Genomic DNA, 21,009 nt, shown 5'->3' on the forward strand with positions numbered 1-21,009 from the left:
TAGATCAGAGGGGTGTCGAGGGGTCGGTCGGGGATCGGGAAGTGCTGACCTGTGCGACGGTAGGCCGGATCACTCATAGGTTTCCAATAGCCTGGCAGCTATGAGGAATAAGGATCCTGATGGGTTCGCGGAGCTGGGCCGTCCGGCGGACGTGCCACCGGGCCCGGCCGATCTGAATCTGCTGCGCACGTTTCTCGCCGTGCACCGCTCGGGGTCCTTCACCGCCGCAGCCCGGCTGCTCGGCCTCTCCCAGCCGGCCGTCACCGCCCAGATGCGCTCCCTGGAGCGGCAGGTGGGCCGGGAGCTGTTCGAGCGGCTGCCGCGCGGGGTCGCCCCTTCGCCGTATGCGGACGAGCTGGCGGCCCGCGTCGTCGCCCCGCTGGACGCCCTCGCCGAGGTCACGGGCGATACGGTCCCGGCCGGGGAGCGCCCGGCCGACCCCGTCCACCTGGCGGGCCCCGCCGAGCTGATGTGCCTGCGGGTGCTGCCCGCGCTGGCTCCGATCGTCGCGGACGGGCTGCTGCTGCGCGCCGTGACGGGGCTCACCGATCCGCTCCTGGACGAGCTGCGGGCCGGCCGCCACGACCTGGTCGTCGCCACCACCCGGCCGCGCGGCCGGGCGCTGTCCGCGGTGCCGCTGATGGACGAGGAGTTCGTGCTGACGGCCGCCCCGCACTGGGCCGCCCGCACCGGGGGACCGGAGGACCTGGCCGCCCGGGGGCCGGGCGTGCTGCACGGCCTGCCCCTGGTCACGTACGCCGAGGACCTGCCCATCGCCCGCCGCTACTGGCGTCATGTCTTCGGCCGCCGCCTCGACTGCCGGGCCGCCGTCACCGTGCCCGACCTGCGCGGGGTACTCGCCGCCGTCGTGGCCGGGGCGGGCTTCTCGGTGCTGCCGCGCTACCTCTGCGCGGCCGAGCTGGCCTCGGGTGCCCTCGTCGAGCTGTACGCCCCCGAGGACCCGCCGATCAACACCGCCTACCTCGTGCAGCGCCCCGGTTCCGCCGTCAACCCTCAGGTGGCGCGGGTGCGCGATCTGCTGATCGAGGCAGCCCGCGCGTGGTGAGCGCCCGGTCGGCCACGGCGGAGAGGGCGTGCGGCGGGACGGCCGCCGGTGTTCCCGCGACGACCTCGGACCCCAGGAGCGTACGGATCGAGCCGGGGAAACCGTCGTAGAGCGCCGGGGAGGCGATCGGCACGGGCGTCCCCGAGGCGCACGCCTCCTGTGAGCGCGGCGAACACCCCGCAACCGTTCCGTCCTCAAGCGCCGGACGGGACGGGCGGGCCGTGACGGTGGCTGGGTGGCAGCCTCGCCGGGCGGCCGTGATTGGGTGGAGCCATGATCGATGACTTCCTGTACGGGACCGCCGGGAACACCGGACCGCTGGCCGAGGTCGAGGCCGCCGTGCGCGCCGCCGCCGCTGCCGAGATCGTGCCCCGCCACCGGAAACTCGCCGCTCACGAGATCATCGAGAAGAGCGGCCCGCACGACCTGGTCACCGCCGCCGACCGGCTGGCCGAGGAACACCTCACCGCCGCCCTCACCAAGCTGCTGCCCGGTTCGGTCGTCGTCGGCGAGGAGTCCGTCCACGCCGACCCGGCGGTCTACGACGCCCTCGGCGGCGACGCCCCCGTCTGGATCGTCGACCCGGTCGACGGCACCCGCCAGTTCGTCCGCGGCGAGGCCGGCTTCTGCACGCTGGTGGCCCTCGCCCAGCACGGCGAGATCCACGCCTCCTGGACGTACGCACCGGTCCTCGGCGAGATGGCCGTCGCCGTGCGCGGCCGGGGCGCCACCCTCAACGGCGCCCCGATACGCGCCGGAGCGCCCGCCCCCGGTGCGGTCCTCGACGTGGCGATGTCGCACCCCGACTACACCACCGACGCCCAGAAGCGGGCCCTGCTCGGCCTGCGTACCGAAGGCATCGCGGCCCGGCCCTGCGGCTCGGCGGGCCTGGAGTACCTCGCGGTGGCACGCGGGGACCTCGACGGCATCGCGTTCAACTGGGAGTACGCCTGGGACCACGCGGCCGGACTGCTCCTGGTCACCGAGGCGGGCGGCGCGCAGGCGACCCTGGCGGGCGTCCCGTTCCGGATCGCGGGCGGCAACGACCTGCCGTTCACGGCGGCCCGCGACAAGGCCACCGTCGCACGGATCCTGACGGCGCTGCGGGCGGGCGGCTGACCGGAACGGGCGGCCGGGGCCGCCGAGGACCGGGCCGAACGGCGCGCGCATCCGCGGGGGTCCGCGTCCGCGCTGTCGGTGGGGCCGCATACCCTGGGGGTCCGACTGCCGGCCGACGAAGGAGTCCGAAGGTGCCGTCGATGCTCGATGCGGTCGTGGTGGGCGCCGGGCCCAACGGACTGACCGCCGCCGCCGAACTGGCCCGCCGGGGCTTCTCCGTGGAGGTCCACGAGACGCACGACACCATCGGTGGAGGAGCCCGCACCGAGGAGCTGACCCTCCCCGGATTCCGGCACGACCCGTGTTCCGCCGTGCACCCCCTCGGGATCGGCTCGCCCGCGTTCCGGGCGATGCCCCTGGCCCGGCACGGCCTGGAGTGGCTGCACCCCGAGGTCGACCTCGCCCACCCCTTCCCCGACGGCACGGCCGCCGCCCTCACCCGCTCCGTCGGCGAGAGCGCCATGACGCTGGGGGCCGCCGACGCCGGCGCCTACCGCCGCCTCATGGCCCCCTTCCTCGGCCGCTGGGACACCCTGGCCGCCGACTTCCTGCGCACCCCCTGGGAGAGCCTGCCCGCGACCCGTACCGGCTGGCCCGCTTCGGTCTGCTCGGCCTCCAGCCCGCCACCTGGGTCTCCCGGCGCTTCCAGGGCGAGAAGGCCCGCGGCCTCTTCGCCGGACTCGCCGCCCACGCCATTGCGCCCACCAGCGGCTTCGCCACCTCGGCCATCGCCCTCGTCTTCGCGCTCGCCGCCCACGAGAACGGCTGGCCGGTGCCGCGCGGCGGCTCCCAGGCCATCTCCGACGCCCTCGCCTCCCTGCTCCGGGAACACGGCGGCACGATCCGCACCGACAGCGAGGTCAAGCGGCTGGACGAACTGCCGCCCGCCCGCGCCTACATCTTCGACACCTCGCCCTCCGCCCTCGCCCGCATCGCCGGACTCGGCAGCGCCTACCACCGCTACCGGTACGGCGCCTCCGCCTTCAAGATCGACTACGCGCTGTCCGGCCCCGTCCCCTGGACCGCGCCCGAGGCCCGCCGCGCGGGCACCGTCCACATCGGCCCCACCGCCACCGCCATCGACACGGCGCTGAAGGCCGCGGTCGAGGGCCGCGACCCCGGCGCCCCCTTCCTCATCACCGCCCAGCCCACCCTGACCGACCCCTCACGGGCCCCCGAAGGACGCCACGTCTTCTGGGTGTACGGACATGTCCCGGCCGGCTGGGAGGGCGACGCCACCGACGTCATCGAACGCCAACTGGAGCGCTTCGCCCCCGGGTTCCGCGACCTGGTCCTCGCCCGCGCCGTCGCCGGACCGCCCGAACTCGCCGCGCGCAACGCCAATTACATCGGCGGCGATATCGCCTGCGGAGCCTTCGCCGGCCTCCAGACCCTGATCCGCCCCAAGCTCGCCCGCGTCCCGTACGCCACCGCGCACCCCGCCGTGTTCCTCTGCTCCTCGGCCACCCCGCCCGGGCCGGGGGTGCACGGCATGTCCGGTCACCACGCCGCCAAGGCCGTATGGCGGCGCCTGCGGGCGGGCTCCTGAAGCGGTCACCCGGCCGTGGCGGGTGACCGGCCATGCCGACCGGGCGGCGAAGGTCCCCGGCGCGCGGCATGATGTCCGCATGAGCACCTCTGTCCCTCCCGCCGTACGTCTGGTCCGCGGCGACATCACCGACCAGTCCGTCGACGTCATCGTCAACGCGGCGAACTCCTCGCTGCTCGGCGGCGGCGGTGTCGACGGCGCGATCCACCGGCGCGGCGGACCCGACATCCTCGCCGCCTGCCGTGAACTGCGCGCCTCGCGTTACGGAAAGGGCCTGCCCACCGGACAGGCCGTCGCCACCACCGCCGGACGCCTCGACGCGCGGTGGATCGTGCACACCGTCGGCCCGGTCTTCTCCAGCGCCCAGGACCGGTCCGCCCTGCTCGCCTCCTGCTATCGCGAATCCCTGCGCCTGGCAGCCGAGTTGGGGGCCAAGTCCATCGCGTTCCCGGCGATCTCCACCGGCATCTACGGCTGGCCGATGGACGACGGGGCCCGGATCGCGGTGCGTACGGTCCTGGCGGAGACCGTGGAACCGGTCGAGGAGGTGCGCTTCGTGCTCTTCGACGCGCACGCGTACGTGGAGTTCGAGGAAGTCCTCGCGATGCGCGGCTGAGCGCGCGCCCTCCCGGGGCGGCCCCGACGGTCGCACGGCTGTCGGATTTCCGCGCGACCTCCGTGTCGGATTTCCGCCAGCCAAGCCCCTGACCGGTGAACCATCCTGGAACCATGCACACCGACACCGAGCGCTGCGTGCGGGCCGTCCAGTCCAAGGACGCCCGCTTCGACGGCTGGTTCTTCACCGCGGTCCTCACCACCCGGATCTACTGCCGCCCCAGCTGCCCCGTCGTGCCGCCCAAGACCCGCAACATGACCTTCTACCCGAGCGCCGCCGCCTGCCAGCAGGCCGGATTCCGGGCCTGCAAGCGGTGCCGCCCCGACACCAGCCCCGGCTCCCCGGAGTGGAACGCCCGCGCCGACGCGGTCGCCCGGGCCATGCGCCTCATCCAGGACGGGGTCGTCGACCGCGAGGGCGTGCCCGGGCTCGCCGCCCGGCTCGGCTACTCCGCCCGCCAGATCGAACGCCAGCTACTGGCCGAGCTGGGCGCCGGACCGCTGGCCCTGGCCCGCGCCCAGCGGGCACAGACCGCCCGCCTGCTCATCGAGACGACCGAACTTCCCATGGCCCAGGTGGCGTTCGCCGCCGGCTTCTCCTCGATCCGCACCTTCAACGAGACAGTCCGCGAGGTCTTCGCCCTGGCCCCCGGCGATCTGCGGACCCGCGCCGCCCGGAGCCCGCGGACCACCGCCGTACCCGGCGTCATCGCCCTCCGCCTGCCGTACCGGGCCCCGCTCAACCCCAGCAACCTCTTCGGCCACTTGGCCGCGACCGCGGTGCCCGGCGTCGAGGAGTGGCGCGACGGCGCGTACCGGCGCACGCTGACCCTCCCGTACGGGCACGGAGTCGTCGCCCTGACCCCGAAGCCCGACCACATCGCCTGCCGGCTCTCCCTCACCGACCCCCGCGACCTCACCCGGGCCATCAGCCGCTGCCGCTGGCTCCTCGACCTGGACGCGGACCCGGTCGCCGTCGACGCACAGCTGCGCACCGACCCCCTGCTGGCCCCGCTGGTCGACGCGGGCCCCGGCCGCCGGGTGCCGCGCACCGTGGACGGCGCGGAGTTCGCCGTACGCGCGGTGCTCGGCCAGCAGGTCTCCACCGCCGCCGCCCGCACCCACGCCGCCCGGCTGGTCACCGCCCACGGCGTCCCGGTCGACGACCCCGAGGGCGGGCTCACCCACCTCTTCCCGACCCCCCAGGCGCTGGCGGAGCTCGACCCGGAGGCCCTCGCGCTGCCGCGGACCCGCCGCACCACCCTCACCACGCTCGTCGCCGCCCTCGCGGAGGACCGGCTGCGGCTCGACACCGACACCGACTGGGAACGGGCCCGCGCCGAACTGGCCGCGCTGCCCGGCTTCGGCCCCTGGACCGTCGAGTCCATCGCCATGCGGTCCCTCGGCGACCCCGACGCCTTCCTCCCCACCGACCTCGGCATCCGCCGCGCCGCCGAACGGCTCGGCCTGCGGGCCACGCCCGCCGCCCTCACCGCACGGGCCGCCGACTGGCGCCCCTGGCGGGCGTACGCCGTGCAGTACCTCTGGACGGTGGACGACCACCCCATCAACCACCTGCCCGCCTGAAGGAGGCTCCCCCGTGACCCCCGTGACCCCCGCCAAGCAGCACACCGTCGTCGACAGCCAGTACGGCCCGCTGACGCTCGTCGCCACCGACGGCGTCCTGTCGGCCCTCTACATGACCGACCAGCGCCACCGCCCGCCCGAGGAGACCTTCGGGGTACCGGACCCCGAGCCCTTCGGCGAGGTGATCCGCCAGCTCGGCGAGTACTTCGCCGGCGACCGCACCGCCTTCGACCTCCCGCTGAACCTGGCGGGCACCCCGTTCCAGCAGAGCGTCTGGGCGGAGCTGCTGAAGATCCCGTACGGCGAGACCCGGACGTACGGCGAACTGGCCGTGGGACTCGGCAAACCGGGCGCGTCGCGGGCCGTCGGCCTGGCCAACGGCAAGAACCCGGTCGGGATCATCGTCCCGTGCCACCGCGTGATCGGTGCCTCCGGGAGCCTCACCGGATACGGCGGCGGCCTGGACCGCAAGCAGCGGCTCCTCGCCTTCGAGAGCGGCGGTACGGGGGAGGAGCCGCAGGTCCTGTTCTGAACGCGGGCGGGGGCGCACGAAACCCGCGGGCGGGGGCGCACCGGGACCGGAACGCCCCCGCCGCGCGGCGGCCTCAGCCGGTGAAGATCTCCACGGCCGTCCAGACGGCAAGGCCCAGCATGCAGAGACCGCCGATGCGCTGCACGGTCTTCAGCGGTACGCGCTTCGCGATGAACTTGCCCGCCAGCAGCGCCAGGGCCGACACCGACATCAGGGCGGCGGCCGAACCGATCGCCGTGGACCAGGTGCCGTTGCTCGCCGCGAGGTTGGCGGTGGTGATCTGCGTCAGATCGCCCCACTCGCTGATGAAGACCGCCATGAACGCGGTCGAGTAGACCGGCCAGAAACCGGTCACCGTCCTCACCTCGGTCTCGTCATCGTCGTCCCCGCCGCTGCCGCGCAGCAGGAGGAACGCACCGAGCGCGAAGAGCGAGGCCGAGACGAGCTTGACGATCCAGTCGGGCAGCAGCCCGAGGAGGCTGCCCGCTCCGACGGCGATGGCGACATGCACGATGAAGGCGGACGACGTGCCGAACCACACGTAGAGGGGGCGCATCCGCGTGCCCATGGCCAACGACGCGAACATCGTCTTGTCGGGGAGCTCCGCGAGGAAGATCAGCCCGAAGGCGGTGATGATCGCCAGGAGGTCGAGATGCATTCCGGGTGGCTTTCTGTGCGAGCCGGGCACCGGATCTTCGCGAAGCGCCGCTCGGGCTTTTCGGAGGACCACTCGGCCCGGCATGACGGCAGCGCCCACAGGGCGTGGACGTGTCATACAGGACCGAAGGTCTCGCCCGCCCGCGGACCCCTCCCGGAATCCACGAGCCCGGCCACCGGGAACCCGGGGGCTCCAGTGTGTCGACGACCGGTTTGCGGGGCTACTCCCCTTCGCAGCCGTCAACGATACCGCACCCGGCCCGGAGAGGGTGCTGGTGTTCGAACGGCGGACGCCTCGGTAGAGTCGTGGTGATCACCCGGACCGACGGTGGTCCTCACCTGACGTCGCCCTCTCTCCGTGACGGGAAGTGCCCCGATGAGCCGCCGCCGCAAGGACGTGCCCGCCCAGGGACCCGGCCGCCCCACCGTCAGCGTCTGCCGGGGCTGCTGCTGCGGCACCGGGAAGATCCCGGGCGTCGACCACGCGGCCCAGCTGGCCCGGCTGCGCTCCGGTCTGGAGGGCGTCGCCACCGTCCGGGCGGTCGAGTGCCTGGACGCCTGCGAGCAGGGCAACGTGATCGTCGTCCAGCCCTCCGCCGAGGGGCGCGGGGCCGGGGGCCGGCCGGTCTGGCTGGGCCTGGTCAACGACGAGCACGCCGAGCAGGACATCGTGACCTGGGCGGCGGCGGGCGGCCCGGGGCTCGCGGACGCGCCGGACATCCTCGACCTGTACGTCTTCAAGCCCTCGCGCCGGGTCTCGGCGGGCCTGGACGGCTGAGAGCCCCCGGCCGGACGGGGCTGTTCCCTCACAGGCCCTGTGTCAGCCGGTGGAGCCTGAGGGCCAGTTGGATCTCCAGCGTCCTGGCGGGCGAGTTCCAGTCCGGGCCCAGGAGCCGGCCGATGCGCTCCAGCCGCTGCACCACCGTGTTCACATGCACGTGGAGCAGGGACTTGGTCCGGGTCAGGCTCGCGCCCTCGGCGAAATAGGCGTCCAGCGTCGTGACGAGGTCGGTGCCGCGCCGGCTGTCGTAGTCGAGCACGGGCCCCAGTGTCCGCCGGACATAGCCGCCCAGGTCCGCCTGATCGCCCAGCAGTACGCCGATGAATCCCAGGTCCGCGACGGCCGCGCCGCTCCCGGTGCGGCCCAGGGCGCGCAGCGCGGAGAGGCAGCGGCCGGCCTCGCGGTGTGCGTCGGGCAGTTCGGCCGGACCTGTGGCGGGGCCCGCCGCGCCCACCGTCACCGGGAAGCCGACCGCCTGGCCCAGCTCGGCCGCGAGCGCCTGCGCGGACGGCCCCGGCGCGTCGGACGGCGCGACCAGGACCACGTGGTCGTGGTGGAGCCCGGCCAGCCCGTTGAGCGCCTGCGCGCTGCGGGCGGACGCGGCCAGCAGCCGGTGGCGGGGGGCCACCTCGCTGTGGGCGACGAACACACTGTGCCGGCGGTTCAGGTTGACGCCGAGCCTGCGGGCGCGCACGGCCAGGGTCCCCGGGTCGCCGGTGCGCGCGAGCAGATCGCCGAGCAGCTCTCCCCGGACCCGGTCCTCCGTCTCGGCGACCGAGCGGCGCAGCAGCATGAGCAGCGCGGTGACGACGCCGGCCCGCTCGAACAGCAGCCGGTCGGCGTCCGCGAGCCCGGCCCGGCCGGTCAGCGCGATGGAGCCGAGCAGCTCGGGCCCCGCGAGGACCGCGCAGACCCAGGTGCCGTCCAGCGGCACCGCCCGCCCCCGGGCCCGGGACGCCGACACCGCCGGGATCGGCTGCGGCAGCGGCTCGGCGCGGGCCCGGGCCAGCTCCGCGCCGTCCGCGTCGTGGATGAGGATCCCGCCGTCCAGGATGTCGGCGAGCGCCGCCGCGACGTCGTCGGCCCCGCCGCCCCGGAGCACCAGGTCGGTGAGCTGGTCGTGGGCCTCCTCGGCCCGGCGCATCGCCTCGCTGTGCGTCCGGATGGTCTCCGACGCGGCGTTCAGGTCGACCAGCGCGGCCCGGGTCTCCTCCAGCAGCCGGGCCCCGTCGATGGCGATCGCGGCGTGATCGGCCAGCGACGACAGCAGCGCCACCTCGGTCGCGGTGAACTCGCGGGGCGACCGGTCGGCCGCGTACAGCACGCCGATGATGCGGGCCCCGAGGCGCAGCGGAACGCCGAGGATGGCCCGCAGGCCCTCGTCCAGGACCGCGCTGTCGATGGTGGTGGTGTGGTGGAACCGGGTGTCGGCCTGGTAGTCCCCGGTCGCGTACGGGCGGGCCGTCTGGGCCACCAGTCCGCCCAGCCCCTCGCCCATGCCGAGCCGTACCCGCTGGAACGCCTCGGCCACCGACCCGTCGGTGACCCGCATGTACGTGTCGCCCGCGGCGTCGTCGTTGAGCGAGAGGTAGGCGACGTCGGTGCCGAGCAGCAGCCTCGCCCGGTGGACGATGGCCCGCAGCACGGCGTCCAGGTCCCGCAGGGCCGCCAGGTCGCTGGCCGTGTCGAACAGGGCGGTGAGCTGGGCCTCGCGCACCCGGTGCTGGCCGAGCGTGCGCCGGATGCGCAGCGCCACGGCGGCGGCCTCGGCGATCTCGGCCAGCTCGGCGGCGGAGGCGCCGGCCTGCCGGGCATCGGCGGCCGGCCGGTCGAACTCCTCGGCCGCCGCCCCCTGCGCCAGCAGGTCGAGGAGCCGGCGCAGGGCGGGCGCGGAGTGCTGGGCGGGGCGTGTCACGCCGGTGAGCATACGGTGATCGCCTCCCGTGAGGGGCCGAGCGGGCAACGGGGAGAGCCCTCCCGCGCACCGTGGGACGCGGTGCGGCGCGCGGGAGGGCGGGGGCATCAGCGGCCGAGGGGCACCGAGTCCTTGACGGTCGCGGTCCGCTGGGCCGGGACGGAGTGGTCCAGGCCGTCCCGGGTGAGGTCGCGGCCGCGGGTCTCCTTGGCCACCCAGACCGTCACCGCGGTGACCAGGGAGGCGAGGCAGAGGTAGACGGAGATCGGGACGGACGACTCGTAGTCCTTGAGCAGTTCGACCGCGATCAGCGGGGCGAGGGCGCCGCCGATGATCGAGGCGAGCTGGGAGCCCATCGAGGCGCCGGAGTAGCGGACCTTGGTGTCGAACAGCTCCGAGATGAACGCCGCCTGCGGACCGTACATCGCGCCGTGCAGCAGCAGGCCGAGGGTGACCGCGAGGACGATGACGGGGAACGACCTGGTGTTCAGGAGCGCGAAGAAGCCGAACGCCCACGCCGCCATGCCGACCGCGCCGATCAGGGTGACCGGGCGGCGGCCCAGCCGGTCCGACAGGGCACCCCACAGCGGGATGGTGACGAAGTGCACCGCGGAGCCGATCAGGACGGCGTTCAGGGCGTCGCTCTTGGACATGTCCAGGTGCACGGTCACGTAGACGAGCAGGAAGGCGGTGAGGATGTAGTACGAGATGTTCTCGCCGAAACGTGTGCCGATCGCGAGGAGCACCTCGCGCCAGCTCTTGCGGAACACCTCGACGACCGGGGGCTGTTCCTTCTCCCCCTGCGCGGCCGCCTCGGCCGACTTGCGCTGCGCCTCCAGGAAGACCGGGGACTCCTCGACCGAGATCCGGATCCACAGGCCGATCATGACGAGGATGCCGGACAGCAGGAACGGGACGCGCCAGCCCCAGGCGAGGAACGTCTCGTCGGACTGGACGGCCGCGAGCAGCGCCAGGACGCCGGTCGCCAGCAGATTGCCGCCGGGCGCACCGGACTGCGGCCAGGACGCCCAGAAGCCGCGCCGCTCGTCGCCGCCGTGCTCGGAGACGAGCAGCACCGCGCCGCCCCACTCACCGCCCAGCGCGAAGCCCTGCACCAGGCGCAGGACGGTCAGAAGGATCGGCGCCCACACCCCGATGCTCGCGTGGGTGGGCAGCAGCCCCATGGCGAAGGTGGCGCCGCCCATCATGAGCAGGCTGAGCACGAGCAGCTTCTTGCGGCCGATCTTGTCGCCGAAGTGGCCGAAGACGACGCCGCCGAGCGGCCGGGCGGCGAACCCGACCGCGTACGTCAGGAACGCGAGCAGCGTGCCGACCAGCGGATCGCTGCTGGGGAAGAAGAGCGAGTTGAACACGAGCGCGGCGGCCGAGCCGTAGAGGAAGAAGTCGTACCACTCGATGGTGGTGCCGACGAGGCTGGCCGCGACGATGCGCCTGATGGATCCTGCGGGTTTCGGGGAGGGAGTTGCGGCGACCATGTGCACCACTTCCAGGCGTGTGCGGGGACGATTCGGTGTCGCCATACCGTAGAAACACGCAGTTCAGAGGCGTATATGGTGGAGCACCATAGTTAGGGGCGCGAGAGTGAGCGCGTCCACCATGGCAAGCGGGCCGTGACCCCTGCGGGCCCCGCCGGGGTCAGGGCTTTCGGGCGACCGCTCCGTACATGGCGATGTCCCGGCCGTCGATGCCGTCCTGCTCCGGGCCGGGGTGCCACGTGTGCACCTGGGCGATCCCCGGCTCCGCCGGCTCCAGGCCCTCGAAGAACGAGGCGGCGGTGGGCAGGTCGCGCAGGACGAAGGGCATACCCTGCCGGCGGTACTCCCGCGCCACCCGGTTGACCTCCTCCGGTGCGAAGTCCGCCGTGCCGATGGTCATCGCGAGAAAGCTGCCCGAGGGCAGCGGGTCCAGCAGGCGCCGGACCAGCCGCCGGTCGTCCGGCGGTTCGATGAAGTGCATGATGCCGATGACCATGAGACCGACGGGCCGGTCCAGGTCGATGAGTTCGCGGAACTCGGGACTGCCCAGGATGGCGTCCGGGTCGTGCATGTTCGCGTCCACGTAGGCGGTGGCGCCTTCGGGAGAACTCTGCAGGAGGGCGCGGGCGTGCGCGAGGACGATGGGGTCGTTGTCGACGTAGACCACATGCGATTGAGGCGCCACCTCCTGCACGACCTCGTGCAGATTCGGGGAGGTGGGCAGACCGGTCCCGATGTCCAGGAACTGCCGGATGCCGCGTTCCTCCGCGAGGAAGCGGGCGGCGCGGTGCATGAACCGGCGGTTCTCCATCATGTGGACGGGAAGGGCGGGCCAGTGCCGGCACATGGCGTCGCCCGCCTCGATGTCCGCGGGGTAGTGGTCCTTGCCGCCCAGGATGTAGTCGTACACCCGGGCGGAGTGGGCGCGGGAGGTCACGAGACCGGCCGTGGGGTCGTGCGGCGCGTTCATGCGGAGCTTCTTTCGTCCGAGGACGGCTTCGAGGGCGGTTTCGGGGGCGGCTTCGTCGAGGGTAGGGAGGCGCTCTCCCGGCCGCAAACGGTGCTGCCGTCCTCCCAGGCGCTCATCCGACCGGCTCCGCCCGCAGGGCGATGACGGCGATGTCGTCCCGGCGGTGGTGCGGCGGGGGCAGCAGACCACGGATCAGGGACGGGAGCGCCAGGCCCCTGCGGGCCAGCGCGTCGGAGCGTTCGCGCAGGCGCCGGAGGTTGTCGGCGATGTCCGTGTCCGGTGTCTCCACCAGACCGTCGGTGTAGCAGACCAGGGTGTCGCCCTGCCGCAGGGCCGCGTGGAGCGTGGTGCGGGTCAGGCGGTCGACGACGCACAGCGGAGGGTCCGGTGCCGTGAGGCCGTGCAGGAACCGTGCCGGCGCGTCGGCCGGGATCAGCAGGGGCGGCGGGTGGCCGGCGTTGGACAGGGCCATCCGCCAGCCGCCGTCTTCCCTCCGGCGCAGGATCGCGTGCACCACCGTGACCATCGACGGGCTGTCGAGCGCCTGGACGATCCGGTCGAGCCGGCTCAGCGTCCTCGCCGGGCTCGCGGCCGGACCACTGTCGTACGCGAGTCCCCGCAGGATGCTGTTGACCCGTCCCATCGCCGTGGCCGCGTCGAGGTCGTGGCCCGCGATGTCGCCGATGGACAGGGCGAGCGAGTCGGCCGAGAGCCGGACGGCGTCGTACCAGTCCCCGCCGACCTCCGCCGCCGAGTCCGCCGGGTGGTAGAGCGCGGCCACGGCGAGACCGGCGACGGACGGCGGCGGCGCCAGGAAGGACTGCTGGAGCGCGAGTGCCGTACCGCGGATGCTCTGCAACTCCATCGTCCGGCGCAGCGGCCCGCTCATCTGCTGGAAGACGTCCCGCAGCAGGGAGAGGTCCGCCTCGTCCGGCGGCGGGTTGCCCCGGCAGGTCGCGATGGTCGCCAGCGCGACGGTCCGGCCGTCCACCACCACGGGCAGCAGGGCGACGCCGGTCGCCCCGGCCTCGCGCAACCACCGTACGGAGACGTCGGAGAGGCCCTCACCGGTGGGCCCGCCGGGCGGGAAGACCAGCAGCCGCGCCTCCTGGGCGTCGATGGCCCGCCGGGCGATCGGCCCGAGCAGGAAGTCGGCGTCCAGCGGGGGAAGGGCGGGCAGCCCGGGGGCGAGACCCACCCGCTCCGGCAACGCCGCGGCCGACGCGCCGGACGAGCCCCCGAGGGCCCGGGCACCGTCCCGTACGCGGAAGACGGCCACGGCGTCGGCGAGTTCGGGCACCACGGCCGCCGCCGTCGTCAGGAAGGCCTCCGAGAGGTCGTGGGCCGCGGGCACCGCCGCCATCCTGGCCAGCAGCTTCTCCCGCATACGGCTGCGCCAGTGCTCCTCCGCGTCGGTGGCGGTGCCGACCCACTCGACCTCCCCGTCGCCCTCGACGACGGGCGCAGCGACGATCTTGATGTGGCGGAAGCGGTCGAGGTCGCCGTCGAGCCGCACCCGGACGATCGTGTCGAGGGGGGATCGCTGCCGCGTGGCCCCGCGCCAGGCCCGCTGGAACCAGTCCCGGTCCTTGGGGTGCACGGCGTCCATCCACGAGGTGCCGGCATCGGGGTGCCAGAGCTTCTCGGCGATGCCGCCTCCCGCCAACAGGGTGACCTCGCCGTCGGGCGACATCACCCACACGGACTGCGGCACGGCGCCCATGAGCGCCTGGTACCGCCTCAGGAGACGTTCCTCGTTCACGGCCGTGCCCGCTGCCGCCCGGCCGACCGGTCCACGGACCCGGCCGGTGGCACGGCACCCTCTGCCGCCGTCGCTGCCCGCCTCCGCCCGGCCGGTTCTCCGGCCGGGGCCAGGGGATCATCGCCGCTCATACTCCGATGATCCCCCGCATCCGAGGCCCCGGCACCCCTGCGAGGTCAGTGAGCGCCCCAGCCCCCGTCCACGGGGAGCGAGGAGCCGGTGATGTATCCCGTGTGCGGGCCGCAGAGCCAGAGGCAGACCGCCGCGACCTCGGCGGGCTCGATCAGCCGCTTGATCGCGGAGCGCTCCAGGAGGATGCCGGAGACGACCTCCTCCGGCGGGATCCCGTGTGCGGCGGCCTGGCCCGCGATCTGGCCCTCCACCAGGGGGGTGCGGACATAGCCGGGGTTGACGCAGTTGCTGGTCACCCCGTGCGGGGCGCCCTCCAGAGCGGCCACCTTGCTCAGCCCCTCCAGGCCGTGCTTGGCGGCGACGTAGGCGGACTTGAAGGCGCTGGCCCGCAGCCCGTGCATGCTGGAGACGTTGACGATCCGCCCCCACCCAGCGGCGTACATGTGCGGAAGACACCGCCGCATCAGCAGGAACGGGGCGGTCACCATCACCTGCTGGATCAGCGCGAAGCGGGCCGGCGGGAACTCCTCGATGGGCGAGACGTGCTGGAGCCCGGCGTTGTTGACCAGGACGTCCACCCCGGCCGGCAGCGTCCCGACCGCCTCCGCGTCGGCCAGGTCCACGACGTGGGCCACCCCGCCGATCGCGGCGGCGACGGACTTGGCGCTCTCCGCCTCCCGGTCGACCACGTGCACCAGGGCCCCGGCGGCGGCGAGCGCCTCGGCGGTGGCCCGCCCGATGCCGCTGCCGCCACCGGTGACGAGGGCGGTACGTCCCCTGAGGTCCACGGCCCCGGCGCCCGGCGCCGGGGAGGCGGAGGCTGAGTGAAATTGACTGGTCATGGCCGGAACGCTAGAGACGCTGGGCCGCACATCCCATGGCGTGAGTCTCCACAGTGGGCGGGGAGGAGGTGGTGGACGTCGCCACCCGCCCCGCTACCCGTCGAGCGGGCAGCGGGCGAGCCGCTCGGCCGGCGTGGCCTCCGCGGGCAGCTTCAGGGTGCGGCTCGACGGCGGACGCCGCCCTTCCTCCAGCCAGCGTTCCAGCGCCGCGGCCGCCGAACGGTGGCACGGCACGAGCGGACGCAGCCGGCCGGGAAAGGCGTCGACGAGCGAGTCCACATGCGTACCGCCCTCGACGCGGTAGTAGCGGTGAAGCGCGCCCCGGCCCTCCCTCCGCACCATCCGCGCGTACGTGTCCGAGGTCCGGGAGATCGGGAGCAGCACGTCCAGGGTGCCGTGGAAGGTGATCAGAGGCTTCCCCACACGGCCGGTCAGCGCGATCCTCGCGACCGCCTCGCGGACCTCGTCCGGCCGTTCGTTGTACGCGTAGTCGGCGTCGCAGGCGGGGGTGCCGGGGGCGCAGAAGGGCGTGCCGGCCTCGGTCGCGCCGTCGAAGCCGGGGTCGAGTTCCTCCCGGTAGATCCGCTGGGTCAGGTCCCAGTAGTACTGGTGGTGGTACGGCCACAGGAACTCCGAACCGGCCGGGTACCCGGCACCGGTCATGGTCCGGTGGGCGTCCTCGGCGTCGGCGCCCCCGGCCGCGTAGCGCGGGTAGGCGCGCAGGGCGGGCGGCAGGAAGGTGAGCAGGTTCGGTCCCTCCGCCCGCCAGAGCGCCCCCTCCCAGTCCACCCCGCCGTCGTACAGCCCCGGACGGTTCTCCAGCTGCCAGCGCACCAGATAGCCGCCGTTGGACATGCCCATCGCCAAGGTGCGGGAGGGAGGCCGCAGATAGCGCTGGGCGACCACCAGCCGGGCCGCACGGGTGAGCTGGGTGAACCGGGTGTTCCACTCGGCGATGGCCTCACCGGGGGCCCGGCCGTCCCGGTGGAACGCGGCCGAGGCGTTGCCCTTGTCCGTGGCGGCGAACGCGTAACCCCGGTCGAGCGCCCAGTCCCCGAAGGCCCGGTCGTTGGCGTACTGCTCGCGTACCCCCGGCGACCCGGCCACCACCAGACCGCCGTTCCAGCGGTCGGGGAGCCGGATGACGAACTGGGAGTCGTGGTTCCAGCCGTGGTTGGTGTTGCCGGTCGACGTGTCGGGGAAGTACCCGTCGATCTGGATCCCCGGTACGCCGCTGGGGGTGGCCAGACCCTCCGGGGTGAGCCCCGCCCAGTCGGCCGGGTCGGTGTGGCCGGAGGCCACCGTCCCCGCCGTCGTCAACTCCTCCAGGCAGTAGGCCTGTTGCCGGGCGGCCCCGGGGACGCGGATGGTGTCCTGGCGGGCGCAGTGCCCGGGGCGTCCGGTGTCCCGCCCCGGAGGGGCCGCGGCGGACGGGGCCGCCGTCCAGGCCGTCAGCACGGCTGCCGCGAGGGCGGCCCCGCGCAGCCACCTGCGGCGGGCGGTTCCACGCGGTGGTCCGGCGCGCCGGGGTGTCGGTGGTTCCATGGGCGGGGTCGGCATGAGAAGTGCCTCCATCGGGTGGGCGATGTGCGGTCGGCCGGTGCGCGGTGGCCGATTTCACGGGCATCAGGAACGTCAGGGACAGGAGCTGTCGGCGAGGACGTAGTGGCCCGCCGGTGACTCCTTGAGGGTGTGGGTCACGAAGGTGTTGTAGAGCCCCAGGTGCTGGCCGGAGCCCTTGGCGTACACCTGGCCGCCGGTGGTGGTGGCACGGCCCGCGCGCACGTGCTCGTAGTTGTTCGCCGTCCAGCAGGCGGCGGGCTCGGTGGGCGGGTCCACGGGAGGCTCGGGGACGGTGGTGCCGTCAAGACCGAAGAACCGGGTGATCCAGTGGCCGGAGCAGATCGAGTCGATGAAGTGCTGGGTGCCGGTCGCGCCGCACTGCTCGGCGCCGCTGCCCGGATCGACCGGGGTGCCGTGCCCGATGCCGGGCACCCTGTAGACCTCGACGACGCTCCGGCCGTCCGCTGCCGGATACTCGCTCCTGCGCGTGCTGTTGGGGCCGATCGTGGAGGTACGGTCCGGGGTCTGGCCGAGCCCGTGCACCGCGGTCCACTGGTCCCGCAGCTCGTCGGCGTTCCTCGGGGCGACGGTCCCGTCGTTGTCCCCGTGCCAGATCGCGACCCGGGGCCAGGGGCCCGCGAAACCGGGGTGCGCGTCCCGGACGGCCTGCGCCCAGGCGGCGGGGGCGCGGTCCGCGCCGGGGCTCATGCAGCCGAACGCCGAGACGACGTCGACCGCGCAGCCGTACGGGATTCCGGCGACCACCGCGCCCGCGGCGAACACGTCCGGGTAGGCGGCCAGCATGGCGGAGGTCATCGCCCCGCCCGCCGAGAGGCCCGTGACCCGGGCCCGGCCGGGGTCCGTGCCGTAGGCGGTCGCGGCGTGCGCGATCATCTGCCGGATCGACGCGGCCTCGCCCTGGCCCCGCCGGGTGTCGCCCGGCTGGAACCAGTTGAAGCACTTGTTGGCGTTGTTGACGGTGGTGGTCTCGGCGTACACGACCAGGAAACCGTGCCGGTCGGCGAAGGTGTTGAGACCGGCGTTGTCGGAGTAGACCTGCGCGCTCTGGGTGCAGCCGTGCAGGGCGACGACCACGGGTGCGTTCGCCGGCAGGGCCGCCGGCCGGTACACGTACATGTTCAGGCCGCCGGGGTTGGCCCCGAAGGAGGCGACCCGCTGCAGGGCGGCGGTTGCCCTCGCCTCGGGGGGTGCCGCGGCGCTCGCCCCGGCCGTCCCCGGCCCGGCCAGCGCCGCACCGGTGGCCAGGGCGACGGTGGCGGCGAGGTGGCGGACGGTACGGCTCCACCGTCCGCCGCGCCTCGCCCCGGGCGGCGGGGCCTCGGGCGGAGCAGGGCGCGAGGGTAGGGCGTGCGACATGATGACCTCCTGGGGGACGGCGCACGGGATCGCCCGTGATCCCGTGACCCGGTCGGGGCGCGCCGCGTGACGGGCGCTGCGGCCGGGGTGCGGTCACCGTAGGAAGCGGACGCGAGGCCGGGTAATGGCGATGCCCTCCACAACCGGACCGGGAGCCGGGGGCCACGCCCTGTTGCCGGGAGCACGCCCGGCTGCTACCGGGAGGTGCCGGGGGTGCTCCCGGCCAGCGGCTGTACCGCTCAGGCCACTTGGTCCCGCAGGTCGTGCGCCACGGTCAGCTCCGCCCCGGTCGCCGCCCGCACCTGATCGACCGTCACTCCGGGGGCCGCCTCCCGCAACAGAAAGCCGTCGGGGGTGACGTCCAGCACCGCGAGATCGGTGATGATCCGGTGCACGACGCCCCGGCCGGTCAGCGGCAGGGCGCACTCCGCGAGGAGCTTGGGGGAGCCGTCGCGCGCCGTGTGCTCCGTCAACACGATGACGTGCCGGCCCCCGTGGACGAGATCCATGGCGCCGCCCATCCCCTTGACCATCGTGCCGGGGATCACCCAGTTCGCCAGATCGCCGGAGGCGGACACCTGCATCGCCCCCAGGACCGCGACGTCGATGTGCCCGCCCCGGATCATCGCGAAGGAGAGCGCGGAGTCGACACAGGACGCGCCGGGCAGCAGCGTCACCGTCTCCTTGCCCGCGTTGATCAGGTCGGCCCTGACCTCGGACGCGGCGGGGGAGGGGCCGACACCGATGATGCCGTTCTCCGACTGGAACACCACCTCGACGCCGTCCGGCAGATGGTCGGGGATGAGTGTCGGCAGCCCGATACCGAGGTTGACGTAGGAGCCGTCGGGCAGCTCCCGCGCGGCGCGGGCCGCCATCTGCGTACGCGTCAGCGGCATGTCAGCGGGTCCCTTCGGGGGCGGGGGAGCGGCGGACGGTCAGGCGCTCGACGCGCTTCTCGGCGCGTGGGTCGTCCGTCTCGATGGGGACGACCCGCTGGACGAAGATCCCGGGCAGATGGACGTCGTCGGGGGCGAGTTCGCCCGGCTCGACGAGTTCCTCCACCTCCGCCACGGTGATGCGCCCGGCCATCGCGGCGAGCGGGTTGAAGTTGCGGGCGGAGGAGTCGAAGCGGAGGTTCCCGTGCCGGTCGCCCACAGCGGCGCGTACCAGCGCGAAATCGGTGGTGATGCCCTCCTCCAGGAGATACTCGCGCCCGCCGAAGACCCGGGTCTCCTTGGGCGGCGACGCGACCGCGACGGAGCCGTCCGCGCCGTGCCGCCAGGCCAGACCGCCCTCGGCTGTCACGGTCCCCGCTCCGGCCGGTGTGTAGAACGCCGGGATGCCCGAACCGCCCGCCCGCAGCCGTTCCGCCAGGGTGCCCTGGGGGACGAGCTCCACCTCCAGCTCCCCCTGGAGGTACTGGCGGGCGAACTCCTTGTTCTCCCCGACGTAGGAACTGGTCATCCGTGCGATCAGCCCCGCCCGCAGCAGGAGCCCCAGGCCCCAGTCGTCCACCCCGCAGTTGTTGGACACCACCCTGAGCCCACCGGCTCCCCGCTCCAGCAGAGCGTGGATCAGCACACCGGGTATCCCGCACAGCCCGAACCCGCCCACGGCCAGCGACGCCCCGCGCCCCACGTCCGCGACCGCGTCCGCCGCGTCGGCGACCACCTTGTCCCCGCTCATCCGTACACCTCTCGCCGTGTCGACTGCGACGAGACTAGGAATCCGTGACGTCCGCCGGCGATGGTGGACGGCCACACACCGGGGCCCGCCCCGATGGTGGCGACGGCGACCCGGAACCCGGTACGAATCGGTGCTCTTCGGGGAACCCGGCCCCCGGTCGGAACGCGCCGGGGTAGGGTCCGCGCATGGCCAAGGTGACCGTCAGTCTGGATGCCGAACTCGTCGTCGAAGCGATGGTCCTCGCGGGGGTGGGGAACCCGCAGGACGCCGTCGAACTCGTGGTGCGCGACTACATCGCGCGCGGCCACCGCACCGAGGCTCTCGTCGCCGAGCGGGAGGGCGCGGAACGTGAGGTGGAGATCAAACCAGAGGCGCAGCAGGGCTGACCGCCGTGGGGCGGGACCGCTCCCGCGCCGGCCGGGGCGGGAGCGGCCTCGCGTGCGGCCTACCGTACGGCGACGTGGTCCCCGCTCGACGACTTCGCGCCGGAGGTGGTGTTGCCGTGGTACGTCCACCGCCAGGTGCCCGGCACGGTCGCCTTCACTGTGGTCCTGAGAGCCCCCGACTTCCCCGAGGTGGCCTTCTTGACCGTCTTGTACGAGGAGGACCCGGTCGCCTTGAACTGCAGGCTCACCGAGCGGCCCGCGTACCCCTGGTAGGTGTGGGTGTCCCAATTCGCCCGGGTGATCCTGCCCGTCACGGTGATCGTTCTGCCCTTCGTGACCGGCTCGGGCGAGGCGTTGACCGTGAGCCGGGTGGCCCGCTGGACCCACAACGTGAGGTTCTCGTCGTCGATGTCGTAGGCGTCGCCCGCGAGGTGGACCCGCGCGGCGGTCTTCCAGGCCCCGGCGTCCTCGTTCCCGAAGTCGAGGTGGCGGGGGTCGATGTACAGCCGCTGCTCGAAGTCGCAGATGCCCTTCGCCTTGTTGACCACCTTGCAGTCACTGCCTTCGATGGCGTTCCACAGCTCGTCCCCGTAGCCGGGCCTGCCGCGGTAGGGGAACACCGTCGGGCCGTAGTCGTACTTCAGCTCGGTGATCATCCGGAAGGTCCCGGGCACCGCGACCTCCTCCTTGACCCCGACCACGATCGGCTTCCCGCCGTTCATCGTGACCCGGCTGAAGGCGACCCCGCCCTCCGCCGCCCCGGCGGGCACTGCCGCCACCCCGGTGAACACGGCCACGGCCCCACCGGCCACCACCGCTCTCCCGATCGTCTTCTTCACGTGCGATCCGTCCCTCTCCCCTGCACAGCCGGGGCCGGGCACGTGGGTGCGCCGGCCTGAGGCGTTTCCTCACGGCTGATCAGGAGACCGGGGACGGCGGTACGCGGTTGTACGTCGGGCGGCAACGATTCGATC

The 21,009-nt window shown here is 73.6% G+C and carries 18 protein-coding genes and 1 pseudogene; 8 read left to right on the forward strand and 11 right to left on the reverse strand.

Going from position 1 to position 21,009, the window contains the following annotated elements; translation table 11 throughout:
- Nucleotides 1–100: 100 nt before the first annotated feature.
- The 6 genes and pseudogenes from CCZ36_RS30060 (at nucleotide 101) to CCZ36_RS30090 (ending at nucleotide 6,468) form a co-directional block, all read left to right on the forward strand.
- The gene (locus CCZ36_RS30060; RefSeq protein WP_206515777.1) at nucleotides 101–1,066 is read left to right on the forward strand and encodes a LysR family transcriptional regulator; all 966 of its coding nucleotides are present in this window, start codon (nucleotides 101–103) and stop codon (nucleotides 1,064–1,066) included.
- Between the two features lie 273 nt (nucleotides 1,067–1,339).
- Nucleotides 1,340–2,185 carry an inositol monophosphatase family protein gene (locus CCZ36_RS30070; RefSeq protein ID WP_069742194.1) on the forward strand — a complete coding sequence of 282 codons (846 nt, stop codon included), beginning with the start codon at nucleotides 1,340–1,342 and terminating at the stop codon, nucleotides 2,183–2,185.
- A 131-nt stretch (nucleotides 2,186–2,316) separates the two neighbouring features.
- Nucleotides 2,317–3,734 (forward strand): annotated as a pseudogene (locus CCZ36_RS30075) (phytoene desaturase family protein).
- 79 nt (nucleotides 3,735–3,813) lie between these two features.
- Nucleotides 3,814–4,350: an O-acetyl-ADP-ribose deacetylase gene (locus CCZ36_RS30080; protein WP_069737281.1), complete on the forward strand. Its 537-nt coding sequence runs from the start codon at nucleotides 3,814–3,816 to the stop codon at nucleotides 4,348–4,350.
- A gap of 113 nt (nucleotides 4,351–4,463) precedes the next feature.
- The gene (locus CCZ36_RS30085) at nucleotides 4,464–5,936 is read left to right on the forward strand and encodes an AlkA N-terminal domain-containing protein (protein ID WP_128818995.1); all 1,473 of its coding nucleotides are present in this window, start codon (nucleotides 4,464–4,466) and stop codon (nucleotides 5,934–5,936) included.
- A gap of 13 nt (nucleotides 5,937–5,949) precedes the next feature.
- Entirely contained in the window at nucleotides 5,950–6,468 is a 519-nt protein-coding gene (locus CCZ36_RS30090; RefSeq protein ID WP_128818996.1) for a methylated-DNA--[protein]-cysteine S-methyltransferase, read from the forward strand.
- Nucleotides 6,469–6,541: 73 nt separating this feature from the next.
- Here the strand turns inward: CCZ36_RS30090 and CCZ36_RS30095 are convergent, their stop codons facing one another.
- Nucleotides 6,542–7,126, reverse strand: coding sequence for a TMEM165/GDT1 family protein (locus CCZ36_RS30095; protein ID WP_069737246.1), 585 nt, complete (start codon nucleotides 7,124–7,126; stop codon nucleotides 6,542–6,544).
- Nucleotides 7,127–7,501: 375 nt separating this feature from the next.
- Between CCZ36_RS30095 and CCZ36_RS30100 the strand changes: the two genes are divergently transcribed.
- Complete coding sequence (locus CCZ36_RS30100) at nucleotides 7,502–7,903, forward strand: (2Fe-2S) ferredoxin domain-containing protein (RefSeq protein WP_069737245.1); 402 nt, start codon at nucleotides 7,502–7,504, stop codon at nucleotides 7,901–7,903.
- A gap of 28 nt (nucleotides 7,904–7,931) precedes the next feature.
- Here CCZ36_RS30100 and CCZ36_RS30105 read toward each other — a convergent pair whose 3' ends face one another.
- From CCZ36_RS30105 to CCZ36_RS30145, 9 genes are all read right to left on the reverse strand, one after another.
- Nucleotides 7,932–9,833: a helix-turn-helix domain-containing protein gene (locus tag CCZ36_RS30105; protein ID WP_128818997.1), complete on the reverse strand. Its 1,902-nt coding sequence runs from the start codon at nucleotides 9,831–9,833 to the stop codon at nucleotides 7,932–7,934.
- 95 nt (nucleotides 9,834–9,928) lie between these two features.
- Entirely contained in the window at nucleotides 9,929–11,317 is a 1,389-nt protein-coding gene (locus CCZ36_RS30110; protein WP_069737243.1) for an MFS transporter, read from the reverse strand.
- A 160-nt stretch (nucleotides 11,318–11,477) separates the two neighbouring features.
- Nucleotides 11,478–12,287, reverse strand: a complete 810-nt coding sequence (locus tag CCZ36_RS30115; protein ID WP_069737242.1) for an SAM-dependent methyltransferase — start codon at nucleotides 12,285–12,287, stop codon at nucleotides 11,478–11,480.
- Nucleotides 12,288–12,399: 112 nt separating this feature from the next.
- Nucleotides 12,400–14,049, reverse strand: a complete 1,650-nt coding sequence (locus CCZ36_RS30120; RefSeq protein WP_128818998.1) for a SpoIIE family protein phosphatase — start codon at nucleotides 14,047–14,049, stop codon at nucleotides 12,400–12,402.
- Nucleotides 14,050–14,225: 176 nt separating this feature from the next.
- Nucleotides 14,226–15,023: a 3-hydroxybutyrate dehydrogenase gene (locus CCZ36_RS30125; protein WP_069737240.1), complete on the reverse strand. Its 798-nt coding sequence runs from the start codon at nucleotides 15,021–15,023 to the stop codon at nucleotides 14,226–14,228.
- Between the two features lie 93 nt (nucleotides 15,024–15,116).
- Nucleotides 15,117–16,568, reverse strand: a complete 1,452-nt coding sequence (locus CCZ36_RS30130; RefSeq protein ID WP_164873637.1) for a 3-hydroxybutyrate oligomer hydrolase family protein — start codon at nucleotides 16,566–16,568, stop codon at nucleotides 15,117–15,119.
- A 90-nt stretch (nucleotides 16,569–16,658) separates the two neighbouring features.
- Entirely contained in the window at nucleotides 16,659–17,963 is a 1,305-nt protein-coding gene (locus tag CCZ36_RS30135; protein WP_128818999.1) for an extracellular catalytic domain type 1 short-chain-length polyhydroxyalkanoate depolymerase, read from the reverse strand.
- Nucleotides 17,964–18,202: 239 nt separating this feature from the next.
- Entirely contained in the window at nucleotides 18,203–18,859 is a 657-nt protein-coding gene (locus CCZ36_RS30140) for a 3-oxoacid CoA-transferase subunit B (RefSeq protein WP_128819000.1), read from the reverse strand.
- A gap of 1 nt (nucleotide 18,860) precedes the next feature.
- Nucleotides 18,861–19,649 (reverse strand): CoA transferase subunit A, encoded by a 789-nt coding sequence (locus CCZ36_RS30145; protein WP_069737237.1) that lies wholly within the window; start codon nucleotides 19,647–19,649, stop codon nucleotides 18,861–18,863.
- Between the two features lie 185 nt (nucleotides 19,650–19,834).
- Here CCZ36_RS30145 and CCZ36_RS30150 point away from each other — a divergent pair, with 185 nt between their 5' ends.
- Nucleotides 19,835–20,035: a type II toxin-antitoxin system VapB family antitoxin gene (locus CCZ36_RS30150; protein WP_069737236.1), complete on the forward strand. Its 201-nt coding sequence runs from the start codon at nucleotides 19,835–19,837 to the stop codon at nucleotides 20,033–20,035.
- Nucleotides 20,036–20,094: 59 nt separating this feature from the next.
- Here the strand turns inward: CCZ36_RS30150 and CCZ36_RS30155 are convergent, their stop codons facing one another.
- Nucleotides 20,095–20,874 carry a hypothetical protein gene (locus tag CCZ36_RS30155; protein ID WP_128819001.1) on the reverse strand — a complete coding sequence of 260 codons (780 nt, stop codon included), beginning with the start codon at nucleotides 20,872–20,874 and terminating at the stop codon, nucleotides 20,095–20,097.
- Between the last annotated feature and the right edge of the window lie 135 nt (nucleotides 20,875–21,009).

The sequence above is a fragment of the Streptomyces sp. S063 genome (assembly GCF_002832675.1).
GTDB lineage: Bacteria > Actinomycetota > Actinomycetes > Streptomycetales > Streptomycetaceae > Streptomyces > Streptomyces sindenensis.